This window comes from Variovorax sp. J22G73 (assembly GCF_030317035.1).
Lineage (GTDB): Bacteria > Pseudomonadota > Gammaproteobacteria > Burkholderiales > Burkholderiaceae_C > Variovorax.
On record NZ_JASZYK010000010.1, the window covers coordinates 24,956 to 43,019 of the forward strand.

8 protein-coding genes are annotated in these 18,064 nt (G+C 71.7%); 4 read left to right on the top strand and 4 right to left on the bottom strand.

Annotated elements, in window-relative coordinates:
* Nucleotides 1-3: 3 nt before the first annotated feature.
* Complete coding sequence (locus QTI51_RS28475; protein WP_116910784.1) at nucleotides 4-831, bottom strand: helix-turn-helix domain-containing protein; 828 nt, start codon at nucleotides 829-831, stop codon at nucleotides 4-6.
* A gap of 224 nt (nucleotides 832-1,055) precedes the next feature.
* Between QTI51_RS28475 and QTI51_RS28480 the strand changes: the two genes are divergently transcribed.
* The gene (locus QTI51_RS28480; protein WP_286517062.1) at nucleotides 1,056-9,122 is read left to right on the top strand and encodes an SdrD B-like domain-containing protein; all 8,067 of its coding nucleotides are present in this window, start codon (nucleotides 1,056-1,058) and stop codon (nucleotides 9,120-9,122) included.
* A gap of 62 nt (nucleotides 9,123-9,184) precedes the next feature.
* Nucleotides 9,185-13,477 (top strand): OmpA family protein, encoded by a 4,293-nt coding sequence (locus tag QTI51_RS28485; protein ID WP_286517060.1) that lies wholly within the window; start codon nucleotides 9,185-9,187, stop codon nucleotides 13,475-13,477.
* 168 nt (nucleotides 13,478-13,645) lie between these two features.
* Here QTI51_RS28485 and QTI51_RS28490 read toward each other — a convergent pair whose 3' ends face one another.
* Nucleotides 13,646-14,443 (bottom strand): IclR family transcriptional regulator, encoded by a 798-nt coding sequence (locus QTI51_RS28490; protein ID WP_286517058.1) that lies wholly within the window; start codon nucleotides 14,441-14,443, stop codon nucleotides 13,646-13,648.
* Nucleotides 14,444-14,644: 201 nt separating this feature from the next.
* Between QTI51_RS28490 and QTI51_RS28495 the strand changes: the two genes are divergently transcribed.
* Nucleotides 14,645-15,946, top strand: a complete 1,302-nt coding sequence (locus QTI51_RS28495; protein ID WP_116910780.1) for an MFS transporter — start codon at nucleotides 14,645-14,647, stop codon at nucleotides 15,944-15,946.
* A 50-nt stretch (nucleotides 15,947-15,996) separates the two neighbouring features.
* On the top strand, nucleotides 15,997-16,461 hold the full coding sequence (locus tag QTI51_RS28500) for a type II 3-dehydroquinate dehydratase (protein ID WP_286517056.1): 465 nt from the start codon (nucleotides 15,997-15,999) through the stop codon (nucleotides 16,459-16,461).
* Here the strand turns inward: QTI51_RS28500 and QTI51_RS28505 are convergent.
* Both QTI51_RS28505 and QTI51_RS28510 read right to left on the bottom strand, forming a co-directional pair.
* The gene (locus QTI51_RS28505) at nucleotides 16,450-17,151 is read right to left on the bottom strand and encodes an aspartate/glutamate racemase family protein (RefSeq protein WP_286517054.1); all 702 of its coding nucleotides are present in this window, start codon (nucleotides 17,149-17,151) and stop codon (nucleotides 16,450-16,452) included. The genes QTI51_RS28500 and QTI51_RS28505 overlap by 12 nt on opposite strands.
* A gap of 44 nt (nucleotides 17,152-17,195) precedes the next feature.
* The gene (locus QTI51_RS28510; RefSeq protein WP_286517052.1) at nucleotides 17,196-18,038 is read right to left on the bottom strand and encodes an amidohydrolase family protein; all 843 of its coding nucleotides are present in this window, start codon (nucleotides 18,036-18,038) and stop codon (nucleotides 17,196-17,198) included.
* Nucleotides 18,039-18,064 lie beyond the last annotated feature (26 nt).

Sequence of the window (18,064 nt, forward strand, 5' to 3'; positions counted from 1 at the left end):
TGGTCATGCCGGCCGCGCGAACTGTGCCGCGGTGCACGACAGGGGCGCCTGGCGAAACGCCGTCGGCGTGCAACCGAAGCGCTCGCGAAACGCCGTCGAGAAATTGGCCGCACCCGAAAAACCCACTGCCAGAGCCACTTCCTCGACGCTGAGCGCCGAAGTGCCCAGCAAACGCTGCGCTTCGGCCAGCCGCGCATCGCGCACGAACTCGAACACCGTGCGCCCGGTCTGTTCGCGGAACGCGCGCGACAGCCGCTTTTCGTGCGTGCCCACGCGCGCCGCCAGTTCGGGCAGCGCGGGCACCTGCGCCAGGTCGGCGCGCACCAGCCGCTCCACCGCCTGCGCGATCACGCGGTCGGTGCGCTCGCCGCGGGCCGCGTTCTCCAGCGCGCTCTCGGCCTCGGCCATGCAGGCGCGCGCCTGCTGCTGGCTGCCCGAGAGCGCCAGGTGCACCGCCACGCGCGCCAGCACTTCCGCCGGCTCGAAGGGCTTCAGGATGTAGTCGACCGCCCCCTCGCGCAGCCCGGTGAGCCGCTCTTCCACCGTGCTCGACGAGGTCACGAAGATCACCGGAATGCGCGCCGTCGCGGGGTCGGCCTTCAGCAACCGGCAGGTGGTGAAGCCGTCGTTGCCTCCCATGCGAACGTCCAGCAGCACCAGGTCGGGCTGCAGCGCCGTCACGCGGCGGTAGCCCTGCATGGCGTCGAAGGCCAGGCTGATGCGGTGCCCCGCCTCGCGCAGCACGCCCAGCAGCAGCTGCAGCTCTTCGATGTTGTCGTCGATGAGAAGGATGTGTGCGCGCCGGGGCGGCGTGGTCGACCAGTAGGACATGCCGTGGAGGGTAGGCGCGCAGTGCCGAAAAGCAGCGTGATTAATTTCACATTACGTTGCATTTGTAAACAAAAGTCATCTCAAGCAAACCTTTTGTCCGGAATCGCAAAGGTGCGCCAGCCGTGCCGGCCCAAGACTCCCGCTCTTTCCGGAGCACCCCGCCACACCCTGTGGCGACACAGACAAACGGTGCCCGGTCCATCAGAGCCATCACGAGGGACGGGATGTCCAGCACCCCAACGAATCTGTCGGCCGCCGCCCTGGCGTGCCGCGACGTGTCTACCCATGCGGCGCCCGCACCGGTTCGCCGCCGGCCCCGCCTGCTTGCCAGCCTGGCGGGCCTGGCCGCCGGCCTGCTGCTGGCGGCCACCGCCCACGCGGTGCCGCAGGTTTCCAGCCTGGTGCACGCGCCCGACATCCTTCCCGCCGGCGGCACCGTCACCAGCACCGTGACCATCGCCGAGACCGACAGCCTGCCGATCACGGCGCCCGGCGCCTCGTTCACGTACACCATTCCCGCGAACTCGGTCTACATGGGCACCGGCGCGGTGCCCGTGGGCAGCTGCACGGCCGACGTGGCCGTGGGCGCGGCCGGCCCCGGCACGCTCACCTGCACCGGCATCACGCTGGGCGCGAACCAGCTGCGCAACTTCGAGGTGCTGCTGCGCACGCTCACCCAGGGCACGCTCAGCGTCAAGGCCACGCCCGGCGGCAGCGGCTCCAGCGAGACCAAGGCCATCACCGTGAACCGCGGCGCCGACATGGCCGTGGCCATCAGCGCGCCCGCCACCGCCCCCAGCGGCGCCACGGTGCCCATCGTGTTCACCGTCACCAACAACGGCCCCGACGACAGCACCGGCTCCACGCTGACCTACCCGATTCCCACCGGGCTGTCGGTCTCGGGCACGGGCCTGCCCTCGGGCTGCTCGGTCAGCGGCAGCCTGCTGACCTGCAACGTGCCGGTCACGCCGGCCACCACCGGCAACAACACGCGCACCTTCACCATCAACGGCGTGGTCACCGCGGGCACGGGCTCCACCATCACGCACCAGACGGCCGTGGCGCCGGCGGGCACGGTGGGCGACGGCGTTTCCACCAACAACACCGCCACCGCCAACACCGGCGTGACCGCGGGCTACGTGCTGGCGCTGGCCAAGAGCCACGACGGCGGCCAGCTGCTGGTGGGGCAGCGCTTCAACTTCACGCTCAAGCCCAGCTTCAGCGGCACGGCGCCCACGGGCGTGACGCTGAGCGACACGGTGCCGGCCAACTTCGCCATCCAGGCGCCCGTGAGCGCGCCCGCGGGCTGGAGCTGCTCGGTTGCCGGGCAAGCGGTGAACTGCACGCGCAGCAACATCGGCAGCGGCGGCGCCAACGTGGCGCTGGGCGACATCGTGATCCCGGTGGTTGCCACCAGCGCCGGCGCCGGCGTGGTCAACCAGGCCACCGTGAGCGCCACCGGCCCCATCGCGGCCTCCGCCACCGGCAGCGTGCCGGCCGACGTGGCCGTGTCCGAGACCGACTTCAAGGCCGACAAGCGCCGCGGCTGGCCGCAGAACAACGTGCCGCTGGGCCAGGCCTTCGACTACCAGGTGGGCTCCACCAACCTCGGCCCCACGCGCCTGCTGGCGGGCAGCACCCTCAAACTGTTCGACCAGTTGCCCTCGGGCGTGCTGATCAACAGCGTGACGCAGCGCGACGGCTACAGCTGCACGCTCACCCAGGGCGGCGCCCCCGTCAACCCGACCCCCGCCGCGCCGGTGGCCGGCCCCGCCGAGCTGAATTGCACGCGCACGCTCACCGCCGACATCGGCGTGGACACCTCCACCACCGCGCGCAACGGCGGCTACGTGCTGGTGAACGTCACCATCCCGGCGCTGCCGCCCGGCGGCCTGGTGGTCAACCGCATGTGCGTGAACGTGGCGCTCGCCACGGGCACCGACCCCGACGCCAACACCGGCAACGACTGCGTCGACCTGGGCACCGGCGCGGACGCCAGCGCCACCGCGGCCGACGTGAAGGTGCTCAAGCGCGTGGTGGGCATCGGCGACAGCGCCGGCAACCGCCAGGTCGCGGGCCTGCCCGTGACCTGGGAGATCGAAGTGGTCAACACCGGCCCGTCCGAGGCGCAGAGCGTGCCCGTCACCGACAGCTTCGCGCAGGTCGTGGGCACCAGCACCGTCACGCAGACCCCCAACGGCGGCACCTTCGCGGGCACCTGCGCGCTGCCCACCACGGGCGGCGGCACGGTCGCGCTCACGGGCTGCGCCCTGTCGGTGCTGCCGGTGTGCCGCGCCAGCACCGACGCGCCCAGCGCCTTGCCGCTGTGCCCGGTGGTGCGCGTCGTTGCCACGCACTACGGCGACGGCCGCTCGGCCACCGACGACGGCTTTGAAATCAACAACACCGCGCGCGCCGTCGCGCTCACGCCGGCCGACCCCGACCTGGCCAACAACAACGGCGCCGCCACGGCCTACCTGGTCGCGCGCACCGACGTCACGGTCACCAAGTCGGCGAGCCCGAACTCGGTGCCCGTGGGGCAGCTTCTCACCTACACGCTCACGGCCCGCAACCAGACCCTGGCGCAGGGCAGCCGCAGCCGCGCCTACGACGTGCGCGTGAGCGACACGCTGCCGGCCAACCTGATGTTCATCTCGGCCACGCCCTCGATGGGCAGCTGCGCCACGCAACCCTCCACCACCCAGCCCACCGGGCCGGGCAACGACCAGCTCGTGTGCGCGCTGGGCGCGCTGGACCGCACCGTGCAGCAGACCGTGACGGTGCGCGTGCGCCCGCTCTACGCGCTCAACGGCGCCGTCGTGACCAACAACGTGCAGGTCAGCACCGTCACGCCCGAGAACGACACGACCAACAACAGCGCCTCGGCGCCCGCGACGATCACGCCGCCGGTGTACGACCTGGTGGTCACCAAGCGCGACGACGTCGACCCGGTGAACGTGGGCGACGACGTGGGCTACACCATCACCGTGTCGAACAACAGCGCGTCGACCGCGGAAGACGTGCGCCTGGTCGACCTGCTGCCGCTGCCCGGTCCGCTCGGCGAGGCACCGCCCTCGCTGGTGTCGGTGACCTCGCCTCCGGGCACCACCTTCTCGATGGCCAACGGCGCGGCGCTCGGCGCGTCCGGCGGGCAGATCGTGTTCACCATTCCCAAGCTCGGCGGCGCGGGCGCCACGTCCACCGGCGAGCCCAACACGCTGCAGTTCCGCGTGGTGCTCAAGGGCGTTTCGCGCGGCACCTTCCAGAACAACGCCAAGGTTGATTTCTTCGACGCCGCACGCAACGTGTACGACACCGTGCAGGGCAACAACACGGTGGCCGAGAACACCACCTTCCGCTTCAAGGCCGACGTGCAGGTGGTCTCCAAGGCGGCCGTGGCCACCGGCAGCGCCACGGCGCTGACCACCGTGTCGTCCACGCAGACCTTCGACTGGCTCGTGCAGCTGCGCAACAACGGCCCCGACAGCGCGGAAACCACCAGCTTCACCGACACGCTGCCCGCGCCCTTGGTGCTCGCCGGCACGCCGGTCTTCACGGTCACCGGCGGCACCTTCGTGCCGGCCGCCCCGAGCTGCACCGGCACGGCCGGCGGCAGCGCCGTGAGCTGCGCGATCACCTCCATGCCCGCCAACGGCACGGCCACCGTGCGCATTCCGGTGCGCTTCAGCGGCGCCGCGCCGGCCAACGGCACCGACATCACCAACCGCGCGCACATCGTCACCACCGGCTCGGGCGACACCAACGGCGGCGCCGACCCCGATGCCGGCAACAACTTCAACGAAGGCAAGGTCACCGTGCAGAACAGCGCGCTGTCGGGCCGCGTGTACGAAGACCTGAACGGCAACGGCCTGATCGACGGCGGCGAGCCCGGCATCGCGGGCGTCACCATGCAACTCTCGGGCACCGACAGCACGGGCAACGCGGTCACGCGCACCACCACCACCGACGCCAACGGCAACTGGGCCTTCACCGTGCCCGCGGGCACCTACAGCGTGGTCGAGGTCCAGCCGGCGGCCTACCTGCCCGGCATCACCAAGGCCGGCAGCGCCAGCGGCGTGGGCAGCACGCCGGGCACCGTGCCCACGGCGGGCGCGGGCATCACCAACGGGCCCGTCGGCTCCAACGCCAACCGCATCGACAACATCGTGCTGGGCACCGGCGGCACCTCCGCGGCCAACAACTTCGGCGAAGTGCGCGCGGCCAGCCTGGCCGGGCGCGTGTACCAGGACGCCGACTACAACGGCGCCGCCAGCGCGGGCGACCCCGGCATCGCGGGCATCACCGTCACGCTCAGCGGCACCGACATGTTCGGCAACGCCGTCAGCAAGACCACCACCACGGCCGCCGGCACCGGCGCCTACGCCTTCGCCAACCTGGTGCCCGGCAGCTACACGCTGACCGAAACGCAGCCCGCGGCCTTTGCCGACGGCAGCGACGCGGCCGGCACCGCCGGCGGCACCGCGGGCAACGACGTGGTGAGCGCCATTGCGCTGCGCTCCAACGTGAGCGGCACCGGCTACGACTTCGGCGAGCTGCTCACGCGCATTCCGGTGCGCGTGTTCGTGGACGCCAACAACGACGGCGTGCCGCAGGCCGGCGACACCGGCATCGACAACGTCGTGCTGCGCCTCACGGGCACCGACGCCGCGGGCAACCCGGTGAACATCGCCGCGGTGGCCACGGGCACGCCCGGCGGCTACGAGTTCCGCAACGTGCCGCCGTCGAACGCGGGCGGCTACACCATCACCGAGACCCAGCCGGCCAACTACGCGCCCGGCAAGGCCAACAACAACGGCCAGCCCGGCACGCCGCAGGGCGGCGGCAACGCCATCACCGGCGTGACCGTGGCGGGCACCAACGTGCCGCTGGTGCAGGGCGACTACTACTTCGGCGAGCTGCTGCCCGGCGGCATCTCGGGGCGCGTGTACTACGACCGCGACGGCAGCGGCGCGCAGGGCGCGCCGGCCACCGAGCCGGGCCTGGCGGGCGTGGCCATCACGCTCACCGGCACCGACGTGAACGGCCAGCCCGTGTCGCGCACCACCACCACCGACGGCAACGGCGACTACAGCTTTCCCAACCTCGCGCCGGGCAGCTACACCGTGACCGAGACGCGCCCCGCGGGCTACCAGCCCGGCATCACGCGCGCCGGCAACGTCAGCGGCGCGGGCAGCACGCCCGGCGCCGTGCCCACCGCCGGCAGCGGCGTGACCAGCGGGCCCAACGGCTCGACGGCCAACGTCATCCAGAACATCGTGCTCGGCGCGGTGGGCGCGGGCTCGGCCGGCAACAACTTCTCGGCCGTGAAGCCGGCCAGCCTTTCGGGCTATGTGTACGCCGACGTGGCGCCGTCCAACGGCACCAAGGACAGCGGGGAGCCCGGCATCGCCGGCACCACGGTGCGCGTGAGCGGCACCGACTTTTTGGGCAACGCGGTCGAGCGCACGGTGCAGACCGCCGCAGACGGCCGCTACCTGGTGGACGCGCTCACGCCCGGCACCTACCAGATCGACGAGACGCAACCCGCCGGCGTGGCCGACGGCCCCGAGTCGCTGGGCACCGTGGGCGGCGCGCCGCGCGGCAGCGCCAACCCCGGCGGCACCAACGACCGCTTCGGCGGCCTGGCGCTGGTGTCGGAAGACGTGGGCATCGACTACAACTTCGGCGAGCGCGGCGGCCAGATCGCGGGCTGGGTGTACGTGGACGCCAACAACGACGGCATCCGCCAGCCCACCGAGGCCGGCATCGCCGGCGTGACGCTCACGCTCACCGGCCGCTCGGCCAGCGGCCTGGTGGTGAACGCCACCGCGGTCACCGACGCCAGCGGGCGCTACGTGTTCACCGGCCTGCTGCCGGCCGACGCCGCGGGCTACACCCTTCGCGAGACGCAGCCCCCGACCTACGCCGACGGCCTGGACGCCGTGGGCACGCTCGAGGGCACGGCCAGCGGCACGCTGGGCAACGACGTGGTCAGCGCCATCGCCTACCGCGGCGGCAACGGCGACAACTACAACTTCGGCGAGCGCGGCGCGTCGCTGGCGGGCACCGTCTACAACGACGCCAACCGCAACGGCACGCGCGAGGCGCAAGACCTGCCGATCGCGGGCGTGACCCTCACGCTCACCGGCACCGACGCCGCGGGCCAGCCGGTGACGCGCACCGCCGTCACCGACGCCAATGGCCGCTACGAGCTGCCCGGCCTGCCGCTGCCCGGCACCGGCGGCTACACCATCACCGAGACGCAGCCCGCGGGCTACGACGAAGGCATTGCCGTGCCCGGCACCCTGGGCGGCACCGCGCAGGGCCCGAACCAGATCCGCGTGAACTTCACCGGGCTGGACGCGCACGGCACCGGCTACGACTTCAACGAGCACAGCAACCAGCCCGCCTCGCTCAGCGGCACCGTGTGGTTCGACCAGAACCACAACCGCAGCCGCGAATCGGGCGAAGGCCAGGGCGAAGGCTGGACGGTGGAGCTGCTGCGCTGCGCCGACGGCGGCAACGCCTGCAGCGAGAACACCGCCACCGTGGTCTACACCGTGACCACCGGCGCCGACGGCGGCTACCGCTTCGGCGACCTGGTGCCCGGCGAATACCGCGTGCGCTTCCGCTCGCCCGACGGCCGCGTGGTGGGCGGCGTGTGGCCGACCGACGCCGCGCAGAACGGTGCCAGCGGCCCGTACCCGACGCCGGCCGCCAGCGACCCGCGCTTCAGCATCAAGGTGCGCGTGAGCGCGGGCGCCAACGTGCAGAAGCAGGATTTGCCGTACGACCCGGGCGGCGTGGTGTACGACAGCGTCAGCGGCACCCCCGTGCCCGGCGCCGTGGTGCGCCTGGTGGGCCCGAGCGGCTTCGACCCCGCGCAGCACCTGTTCGACGGGCGCGACACCTACACCACCGGTCCCAACGGCTACTACGACTTCTTCCTGCTGCCGGGCGCGCCGGCCGGCGAGTACCGCCTGGCGGTGACGCCGCCGGGTGCCTACCTGCCGTCGTCCATCTACCCGGCCGCGGCCGGCGCGCTGGGCACGCAGTCGTGCGCGGCGCCGGCCAACGGCCCGGCGCCCGCGCAGAGCAACCCCTGCGTGGTGAGCCCGGGCGCGGCCCTGGTGCCGGGCGCGGGCTACTACCTGTCGTTCCAGATGCCGGCCGGCGGCGGCCAGCACGTGGTGGCCAACAACATTCCGCTGGACCCGTCGGACGCCACGCTCATCGAGCTGCGCAAGACCACCTCCAAGCTCACCGTGAAGAAGGGCGAGCTGCTGCCGTACCGCATCACGGCGCGCAACACGCGCGGCAACCCCGTGCCGGGCGTGGCCGTGGTCGACACGCTGCCGCCGGGCTTTCGCTACATCCAGGGCTCGCTCAGCGTGCGCACGCTGCCCGGCGGCGCGGCGCTGCCGGTGGTGCCGCAGGTGAACGGACGCCAGCTCGTGGTTGCCGGGCAGAACTTCGCGCCCAACGAGACCAAGGAATACCTGATGGTCGCGGGCGTGGGGGTCGGCGTGGGCGAGGGCGAGTTCGTCAACCAGGTCGTCGCGCTGCAGGGCGTGGGCGGGCGCACCCTGTCGAACCTGGCCACCGCCACCGTGCGCGTGGTGCCCGACGCGCTGTTCGACTGCACCGACGTGATCGGCAAGGTCTACGACGACAAGAACGCCAACGGCTACCAGGACGAGGGCGAACCCGGCCTGGCCAACGTGCGCATCGCCACCGTCAACGGCGTGCTGGTGACCACCGACGCGCAGGGCCGCTACCACATCGCCTGCGCCGCCATTCCGAAGGAAGGCACCGGCAGCAACCTGGTGCTCAAGCTCGACGAGCGCACGCTGCCCTCGGGCTACCGCACCACCAGCGAGAACCCGGCGGCCGAGCGCGCCACGCGCGGCAAGGTGCTGAAGGTGAACTTCGGCGCCACCGTGCACCGCGTGGTGCGCCTGGCGCTGCAGGGCGCGGCCTTCGACGACGGCGCGGCCACGCTGCGCGCCGCCTTCGCGGGCGAGCTCGAGCGCACGGTGCAGGTGCTGTCCGAGAAGCCCTCGGTGCTGCGCCTGGCCTACAAGGCCGCCCCGGGCGAGCCCGAATCGCTGGGCCACCAGCGCGTGGATGCGGTGAAGGCCGCGGTGCTGGCGCGCTGGAAGGCGCTGGGCAAGCAGCGCGCCGAACAGGGCAACAGCAACGGCAACGAGCCGCTTTTCAACCTGGACATCGAGGTCGAGCTGGTGCCCGCCACGGCGGCTGGCACCGCTCCGGACGCGGCGAAGCCATGACGCGCGCACGCACCCCCGCCATGACCCTCCCCCAGACCCCGAACCCGATCCAGCGAGCCGACATGAGAAGACAGCTTCCGAAGCGCATGACCCTGGCCGGCGCCGTTGCCGCCGCCTGCCTGAGCATGGGCCTGGCCGCCGCGCAGGACACGGCCGTGCGCGGCCGCATGCTCGACCACGCCGGCGCCGACCCGCGCGCCGTGGAGATCGACGGCGCGCGCCGCCTGCCGCGCAGCAGCGAGCGCGAGCTGCCCAAGGCCACCTTCGTGCTCGGCGACGAGCGCGCGCCGGTGGCTGTTCAAGCCTTGCCCGTCCCTCTGCCTGCGACGGCCGCCGAACGCAGCGACAGCGGCACGCCGCATTTCGATTCGGGCGTCGATGCGCTGTCGGACGCCGACCGTGCGCAGCTCGAGCGCATCGCCGCGCAGGTGAAAGGCCGCGACGGCCTGCGCTTCGAAATCGTCGGCCACACCGACATGCAGCGCCTGAGCGCGAAGTCGCGCGAGCGCTTCGCCGACAACCAGGCGTTGGGCCTGGCCCGCGCGCAGCAGGTGGGCCGCTACCTCACGCAGCGCCTGGGGCTGCCCGAGGCCGCCGCGTCGGCCAGCTCGCGCGGCCCCGACGCGCCCGTGGCCACGCCGGCCGCCGACCCCGCCAACTGGGCCGCCAACCGACGGGTGGAAGTGCGCGTGTACTGGCGCGATGCCGTGGTGGCGGTGGCCCCACCCGCGCTTGCGCCCGCACCGGCCGACCCCGGCGTGTGCCGCACCTTCACCGCCTTCGGCACCGACGACGCGCCGCTGCGCCTGAGCGTGGACGGCCAGCTGCTGTCGGCCGACGGCAAGCTGCCCGCGGGCGAGGGCACCACGAGTGCCGACCGCCAGCGCTGCGTCGACGTGCAGCTCGAGCGCAACCAGCTGCGCCTGCAGTACGACAACCTCTCGCAGCCCCGGCGCCTGAGCGCCAGCGCCTGGCCCACCACCGTGGTGGCGGGCGACACCGTGCGCTTCGCCGGCTACAGCAACTACCTGCTGTTCACCGGCAAGGCCGAGCTGCGCGTGTTCAGCGCCAACGACGTGATGCAGCGCCGCCTGGTCGCGACGGTGCCGCTGGACGCCGGCCTGCGCGGCGAGTGGCAGGTGCCCGCGGCGCTGGCCGAACGCCTGGGGGGCTTGGGCGGACTGGGCGGGCAGGGCGAAGGGGCGGCCGACGCCACCGCCAAGCTCTACTACCGCGTGCGCGTGTACGACCGCCAGGGCCGCTTCGACGAAACCGACGACCTGTCGCTCACGCTCGCGAAGCGCCACAAGCCGGAGACCGGCCTGCCGCCGGACCCCGCGCGCGAGCTGCTGCGCGGCTACGGCAACAACAACATCGCCATTGCCAACATTCCGTTGAGCGCGGGCACCGTCACCGCCAGCGGCGCGGCCATTCGCCCCGGCGAGAGCGTGCGCGCGCTGGGCTTCGCGGTGCCGGTGGACGACAACGGGCGCTTCGTGTTCCAGCAGCTGGTGCCGCGCCGCGTGCAGACCGGCGAGATCGCCGTCACCGACGCGCAGGGCGCCACGCGCGCCTACCGCCGGGACTTCGAGCTGCCCGCCAGCGACTGGTTCTTCGTGGGCCAGGCCGACCTCACCGTGGGCAGCAACAGCGTGAGCGGGCCGGCCGCGATCATGACCAACGACAAGAACCGCTACGGCGGTGGCGGCTGGAGCGAAGGCCGCGTCGCCGGCTACGCCAAGGGCCAGCTGAACGACCGCTGGACGCTCACCGCCAGCGTGGACACCGAGGAGCGCCCGCTGAAGGAGCTGTTCCGAAACCTCGACCGCAAGGACCCGACCTCGCTGTTCAGGCGCTTCGACCCCGAGGACTCGTGGAGCACCTTCGGCGACGACTCCACCACCATCGAGGACGCACCCACGCAGGGCCGCTTCTACCTGCGCGTGGACGACGGCCGCTCGCAGGCCATGTGGGGCAACTTCAAGCTCAACTTCGGCGACACCGAGCTCACGCGCGTGAGCCGCGGGCTGTACGGCTTTCATGGCCGCTACCTGGGGGAGGAATCGACCGCCTTCGGCGAGGCGCGCCTGAAGATCGACGCCTTCGCGGCCGAGCCGGGCACGCTGGCCGCGCGCGAGGAATTCCGCGGCACCGGCGGCTCGCTGTACTACCTGCGCAACCAGGACATCACGCGCGGCGCCGAGCGCGTGACGCTCGAGATTCGCGACCGCGACTCCGGCTTCGTGCTCAAGCGCACGCCGCTGGTGCCCAGCTCCGACTACGAGATCGACTACCTGCAGGGCCGCGTGCTGCTGTCCGCGCCGCTGCCCAGCCTGTCGGACGACGGTGCGCTGGTGCGCGCCGGCGGCTTCACCGGCATGCCGGCCTACCTGGTGGTGGACTACGAATACACGCCGCTGGCCACCTCGCTGGACACGCTGGCCGTGGGCGGGCGCGTGTCGTGGTGGGCGAACGACCACGTGGGCGTGGGCGTGACCGCGTCGCGGCAGGACCAGATCGGCGGCGACCAGCGCCTGGCCGGCGCCGACATCACGCTGCGCAAGACCGAGAACACCTACGTCAAGGGCGAGTTCGCGCGCAGCAAGGGGCCGGGCACCGGCCAGCTCGATTCGCTGGACGGGGGCTTCAGCTTCACCGGGCGCAACGGGTCGCTCGGCGGCTCGATCGGTAACTCGCTCGGCAATGGCCCCACGGGCAACGCCAACGCCTGGCGCCTCGAAGGCCAGGCCGACCTGGGCGACTACGAGATCCGCGGTGGCGGTCGCGTGAGCGCCTATGCGCAGTCGCGCGACGCGGGCTTCTCCGCGCCGGGCCAGTACGCGAGCAACGCCACGCGCCAGGTCGGCGTGCAGGGCACGGTGCCGTTCGGAGAGAAGGGCGAGAACGGCGAGCTGCGCCTGAAGGCCGACCGCCGCGACGAGCGCGACGGCTACAACGCCAGCGTGCTCGACGCGCAGTACGCCGTGGCCCTGTCGCCCCACTGGAAGCTGGGCCTGGGCATGCGCTACGACGACAAGACCGGCGACGCGCTCATCACCAGCCCGTCGCTGCCCACCACGCAGGCCGTGACGGGCGAGCGTGCCGACGCCGCGGTGCAGCTGGAGTACACCGGCAGCGACACCTGGAGCGCCTACGGCTTCGCGCAGAAGACGCTGCGGCGCACCGGCACGCGGCTGGAGAACGACCGGCTGGGCTTCGGAGGGCGCTACCGCGTGAACGACAAGCTCGCGCTGCGCGGCGAGCTTTCCACCGGCGACGGCGGGCTGGCCGGCAAGGCCGGCGTCGACTACCAGTACGACGACCGCTCCAACCTCTACATGACCTACGTGGCCGACACCGGCCGCACCGACGAGAACCTCATCGGCCGCGGCGGCAGCCTGGTGACGGGCGTGCGCTCGCGCGTGGGCGACGGCCTCACGCTGTTCACCGAGCACCGCCAGGCCACCGGCACGCAGCCGGGCCTCACGCATGCCTACGGCGTGCAGTACGCGCCCGACACGCGCTGGACCTTCGGCGTGAACTTCGAGAACGGCTGGGTCGGCGCCGAGACGCTGGGCGCCACGCGCCGCGAGGCCGTGGCCTTCACCACCGGCTATTCGAGCGAGCAGCTGAAGTACAGCGGCGGCCTCGAATACCGCAAGGACCGCACCACGGCCGAAACCCGCACCAGCTGGCTGGTGAAGAACTCCTTCGCCTGGAAGGTGGACGACGACGCGCGCTGGGTCGGCAAGTTCAACTGGGCCGACAGCGACAGCACCACCGGCACGCTGGCCGCGGCCAAGTACACCGAGGCCATGCTGGGCTACGCGCTGCGCCCGGCCTTCAACGACCGGCTCAACCTGCTGTTCAAGTACACCTACCTGTACGACCTGTCCTCGCCGGGGCAGGTGGTGTCGGGCGGCATCGACTCCAGCCTGGGCACCGTGTCGACCACCGGAATCGACTACCAGCAGCGCAGCCATGTGTTCGCCATCGACGCCACCTGGGACCTGAACGAGCGCTGGACGCTGGGCGGCAAGTACGCCTGGCGGCGCGGCGAACTGCGCGCGAGCCGCGACAGCAGCTCGCCGTGGTTCAAGAGCTCGGCCGAGCTCGCGGTGCTGCGCGTGGACTGGAAGCTGGTGCGCAACTGGGACTGGATGGTCGAGTGGCGCACCCTGCGCGCACGCGAGCTCAAGGACCGCAAGAACGGCTGGGTCACCGCCGCGTACTACCACGTCAACGAGAACCTGAAGGTGGGCGTGGGCTACAACTTCACCGACTACTCCGACAACCTCACGGACATGAGCTACCGCAGCAAGGGCTGGTTCCTGAACGTGCTCGGCAAGTTCTGATGCGGGCGCAGCGACGCACCGGCGCGCGGCCGGAAGTGATGGACGCCCGGCGGGTCGGCGCGCGGTTCACGGGGCGGCTGCGGGGGCCGCTGCGCAGGCTGCCGGGTGGGGCGATGCAGCGAAGCGAAGTCGATCGCCTGCGCACGCTGAAGCCGGCATGGCGCTAGCTCAGGCCTTGCCCAGCGGCGGCCTGGAGAACAGGCCCGACGAGCTGCTCATGGTCGCGAGCTCGCGCGCCGTTTCCAGCAGCACCGGGCCGAGGGCGTTCATGCGCTGCAGCCCCAGGCGGCTGCGCGGCCCCGCGAGGCTGATCACGCCCAGCGCCGCATGCTGGGGGCTGCGGCGCACCGGCGCCGCCACGGCCGACATGCCGGGCGCGAACACCTCGTCGATCATGGCGTAGCCGCGCACGCGCGCAGCGTGCAGAAAGCCCAGCAGGGCCTTCACCGTGACCGGCGCCTTCGGTCCGTATTCTTCCGGCGTGCCGAAGCCCTGCTTCGAGACCAGCGCCATCGCGTGTTCGTCCGACAGCGTCATCAGCCAGGCGTGGCCCGACGAGGTGCACGACAGCCGCGCGTTCATGCCCATGTCGGGGTCGTAGCGAAAGCCCTTGCGGTTGCCTTCGGCCTTCGCGACCCAGGTCAGGCGGTCCTGGTCGACGATGGACAGGCGCGCCAGTTCGCCCGATCGCTCGGCCAGCGTCTCGATCATCGGCTGCGCGATGTCGACCAGGCCCGAGCTGCTCAAAAAGCTCAGCCCCAGCGCGGGCAGCTTGGTGGTCATGACGTAGTCGCCGCGCTCGCGAACCTGGCGCACATAGCCGCGCGCCACCAGGTCGTCGAGCAGCCGGTGGCAGGCGCTGCGGGGGAGCTCGAGCGCGTCGGCGATCGATGCCAGCGGCATGCCGTTCGCGCCGTGGCCCAGCAGTTCAAGAATCTGCAATCCCCGGTCCAGTGCCGTGCTCATCGGTGTGCCCCATCCTGCGATATGAAAGCCAATTCCAACCTGGAATGGCGTGCGCCCGCAAGCCCAACAATCGCTTCCGTCCTGCGGTGACGCGGGGCGATTGTCCCAAGAACCACACACAACAGAGACACGTACATGACCCCACACACTGCCGCGCAGGGCTATGCGGCAAGCCCGCCCCGCGCCGAGCCTGGCGACGCGATGGCCACGCGCGCCGTCACCGCGGCCACCATCGGCACCGCCCTCGAGTGGTTCGACTTCACGCTCTACGGCACGGTCGCGGCCACCATCCTGCCCAAGCTGTTCTTCCCTTCGATGGACCCGACCTCGGCGCTGCTCGCCTCGCTGGCCACCTTCGGGGTCGGGCTGGCGGCGCGGCCGCTGGGCGCCATCATCTGCGGCCACCTGGGCGACAAGCTCGGGCGGCGCAACCTGATGCTCGGCACCGTCAGCGTGATGGGGCTGGCCTCGGTGCTCATGGGGCTGCTGCCGACCTACGCGCAGATCGGCATCTGGGCGCCGGTGCTGCTCGTGCTGCTGCGCATCGTGCAGGGCTTCGCGCTGGGGGGCGAGTCGACCGGCGCGCAGCTCATGGCGCTGGAGCACGCCGACCCCGCGCGGCGTGGCAAGTACTCGGGGCTGCTGGGGCTGTGCTCGCCGCTGAGCCAGATACTGGCCAACGCCGTGTTGCTGCTGCTGTCGTCGGTGCTCACGCCGGAGGCCTTCGAGCGCTACGGCTGGCGCCTGCCGTTCATCATCAGCTTCGTGCTGGTGATCGTGGGGGTGTACATCCGCCTGAAGGTCAACGAGACGCCGGCCTTCGTGCAGCTGCAGAAGACCCAGGTGGCGCAGGCCGGCAGCCCGCTGCGCGATGCGGTGCGGCTGCACCACCGCACCATCCTGCGGCTGATGTTCTTCTTCTGCGGGCCGGCGGCGCTGTTCTACCTGATCGTGGTGTTCTCGCTGAGCTACATCACCAAGGACCTCGGCGTGCCCAAGCAGACCGGCTTCATGCTGCTGATGGGCGCCAACGTGTGCGCCATCGTGGGCGCGCTGCTCGGCGGCATGCTGAGCGACCGCATCGGCCGGCGCAAGGCGCTGGCGCTGGGCTCCATCTGCACGCTGGTGATCCTGTTCGTGTACTTCGGCGTGCTCGCCACCAAGAGCTTCTTCCCGATGCTCGCGATCATGGGCCTCTTCCTGGGCTTCACGCAGTTCCAGAGCGGCATCCAGCCGGTGTGGTTCGCGGAAGCCTTCCCGACCAACGTGCGCTACTCGGGCTCCGCCCTGGCCTACACCGGCGCCAACCTGCTCACCGGCGGGCCGATGCCGCTGGTGGCCGTGTGGCTGGTCAGCGTGTTCCACGGCTCGCCCTGGGGCGTGGTGGCGGTGTGCGCGGTGCTCAACGTGATCTCGCTGGCCATGATCCTCACGAGCCCGGAAACGCGCGGCATCGACATGAACCGGGTCGACCCGGCGAGCGCGGTGGGCGGCCCGCGCTGAGCGGCGCCCGGCCCGCGGCCCGCCGACGCCCCACCTTCCAGGAAACAAGAATGCGCACCGTCTTCGTCCTCAACGGATCGAACCTCAACATGCTCGGCAAACGCGAGCCCCACCTGTACGGCACCACCACGCTGGCCGAAGTGCAGCAGCGCACCGAGGCGCTGGCCGCCGAGCTCGGCCTGCAGTGCGTGTTTCGCCAGACCAACAGCGAGTGCCAGCTGATCGAATGGCTGCAGGAGGCCTTCGAGCGCGATGCGGCCGTCATCATCAACCCCGCGGGCTTCTCGTTCGGCTCCATTCCCGTGCTCGACGCGGTGAAGCTGGTTCGCCGGCCCGTGGTGGAAGTGCACATCACCAACATCCACCGGCGCGAGCCGCAGTACCGGCACTCGCTGGTCTCGCTGGCGGCCACGGGCGTGATCTGCGGGCTCGGCGTGGGCGGCTACCTGCTGGCGCTGCGCGCCGTGGCCGAGGCGCTGGACGCGACCGGGCCCGAGGCTGCGTCAGGCGGCTGAAGCGGTCGCGCGCCGCAGCGCCGCGCGCGCCAGCAGGCGCGTCGAGTCGAGCGTGGGCAGCGCCGAGTTGCCGTCGTTCAGTACCAGCGGCAGCTCGGTGCAGCCCAGCGCCACCGCGTCGCAGCCGCGCGCCTTCAGCCCGTCGATCATGCGTTGCAGCACCGCGGTGGACGCGGGGTTGCACACGCCGCGCACCAGCTCGTCCATGATGATGCGGCCCAGCTCCGCGCGCTCCTGCGCGTCGGGCTTCACGGCCTCGAGGCCGGCCGCGGCGAGCGCCCGCGGATAGACCTCGCTGTCGACCAGCCAGCGCGTGCCCAGCACGCCCACGCGGCGCAATCCGCGCGCGGCCGCTTCCGCCGCCACCACGTCGGCGATGTGCAGCCAGGGCAGCGGCGAGCGCGGCAGCACCAGGTGCAGGGCCTGGTGGATGGTGTTGTCGGGGCATATCAGAAAGTCGGCGCCCGCCGCGGCCAGCTTCGCCGCGGACGACAGCATCAGCTGCGCCACGCCCTCGAGGTCGTCGCGGTCCAGGCAGTCGACATAGGTGGCGAGCGAGTGCGTGTGCACCGACACCTCGGGGTGCGCGTGCGCCACGCCCATGAAGGCGGCGCCTTCCACGCAGAGCGTGCGGTAGCACAGCGCGGCGCCTTCGGCCGAGCAGCCCACCACGCCGATGTGCAATGCCATGGGTGTTTCTCCTGGACGGTTGAAAGTTGCGAACGCTGGAGCGGTCAGGCGCCCGTGCCGAAGCCGAAGAGCCGCGCCGGCGTGTCGTGAAGGATGGCGCGGCGGTCGGCCTCCGAAGGCACGCTGCGCGCCAGCGTGGCCAGCAGCACGCCGTAGTCCAGCCGCCGGGTCGCGCGCACGTGCGGCCAGTCGGAGCCCCAGACGCAATTCGCGGGGCCGAATGCGGCGAGCAGCGCGGCGGTGAAGGGCTGCGCGTCTTCGCAGGGGAGGGCCTCGCGCGAGAATTTGTCGTAGCCCGACAGCTTCACCGCGCAGCGCCCGCTGCCGCCCATGCCGAGCAGGGCCTGGAAACCGGGGCTCGACAGACCGCGCGCCACGTCGGGCCGGCCGTGGTGGTCGACCACCAGCTGCGCGCCGCAGCCCATGAGCCGCGGCGCGAGCGCGGCCATCTGGTCGCCCTCGACCTGCACCTGCACGCACAGGCCCAGCGCCGCCATGCGCTCCCACAGCGCGTCCGCGTCGGCGTAGTGGGGCAGGCCCAGCAGCGCCATGTTGAAGGCGATGCCCACCACGCCCTGCGCCTGCAGCTCTCGCAGCTGCGCGGTCGATGCGTCGTTGCCGACCACGGCGATGCCCTTGAAGCGGCCCTGGCCGTGGCGGATGGCGTCGAGCATGCAGCGGTTGTCGCTGCCGTAGCCCGAGTTGGGGCCGACCAGCAGCGCGTGGCGCACGCCGTAGGCTTCCATTACCTGCGCGAAGTACGCGGCCGTGGCGATCTCGCCGCCGGCGGGCTCGTAGAACACGCCCGGCGTGTACGGGAACGACGCGGGGTCGAACAGGTGGCAGTGGCAGTCGATCTTGGGCGTGGAGAAAAGAGAGGCGTCCATGGCGCGATTTTCTCGTTGTTCTATTC

Bases quoted from the DNA above. Each gene is read 5' to 3' on its own strand.
- QTI51_RS28505 (WP_286517054.1), bottom strand. From the start codon at position 17,151: ATGGCATTGCACATCGGCGTGGTGGGCTGCTCGGCCGAAGGCGCCGCG.
- QTI51_RS28475 (WP_116910784.1), bottom strand. From the start codon at position 831: ATGTCCTACTGGTCGACCACGCCGCCCCGGCGCGCACACATCCTTCTC.
- QTI51_RS28490 (WP_286517058.1), bottom strand. From the start codon at position 14,443: ATGAGCACGGCACTGGACCGGGGATTGCAGATTCTTGAACTGCTGGGC.
- QTI51_RS28480 (WP_286517062.1), top strand. From the start codon at position 1,056: ATGTCCAGCACCCCAACGAATCTGTCGGCCGCCGCCCTGGCGTGCCGC.
- QTI51_RS28500 (WP_286517056.1), top strand. From the start codon at position 15,997: ATGCGCACCGTCTTCGTCCTCAACGGATCGAACCTCAACATGCTCGGC.
- QTI51_RS28495 (WP_116910780.1), top strand. From the start codon at position 14,645: ATGGCCACGCGCGCCGTCACCGCGGCCACCATCGGCACCGCCCTCGAG.
- QTI51_RS28510 (WP_286517052.1), bottom strand. From the start codon at position 18,038: ATGGACGCCTCTCTTTTCTCCACGCCCAAGATCGACTGCCACTGCCAC.
- QTI51_RS28485 (WP_286517060.1), top strand. From the start codon at position 9,185: ATGAGAAGACAGCTTCCGAAGCGCATGACCCTGGCCGGCGCCGTTGCC.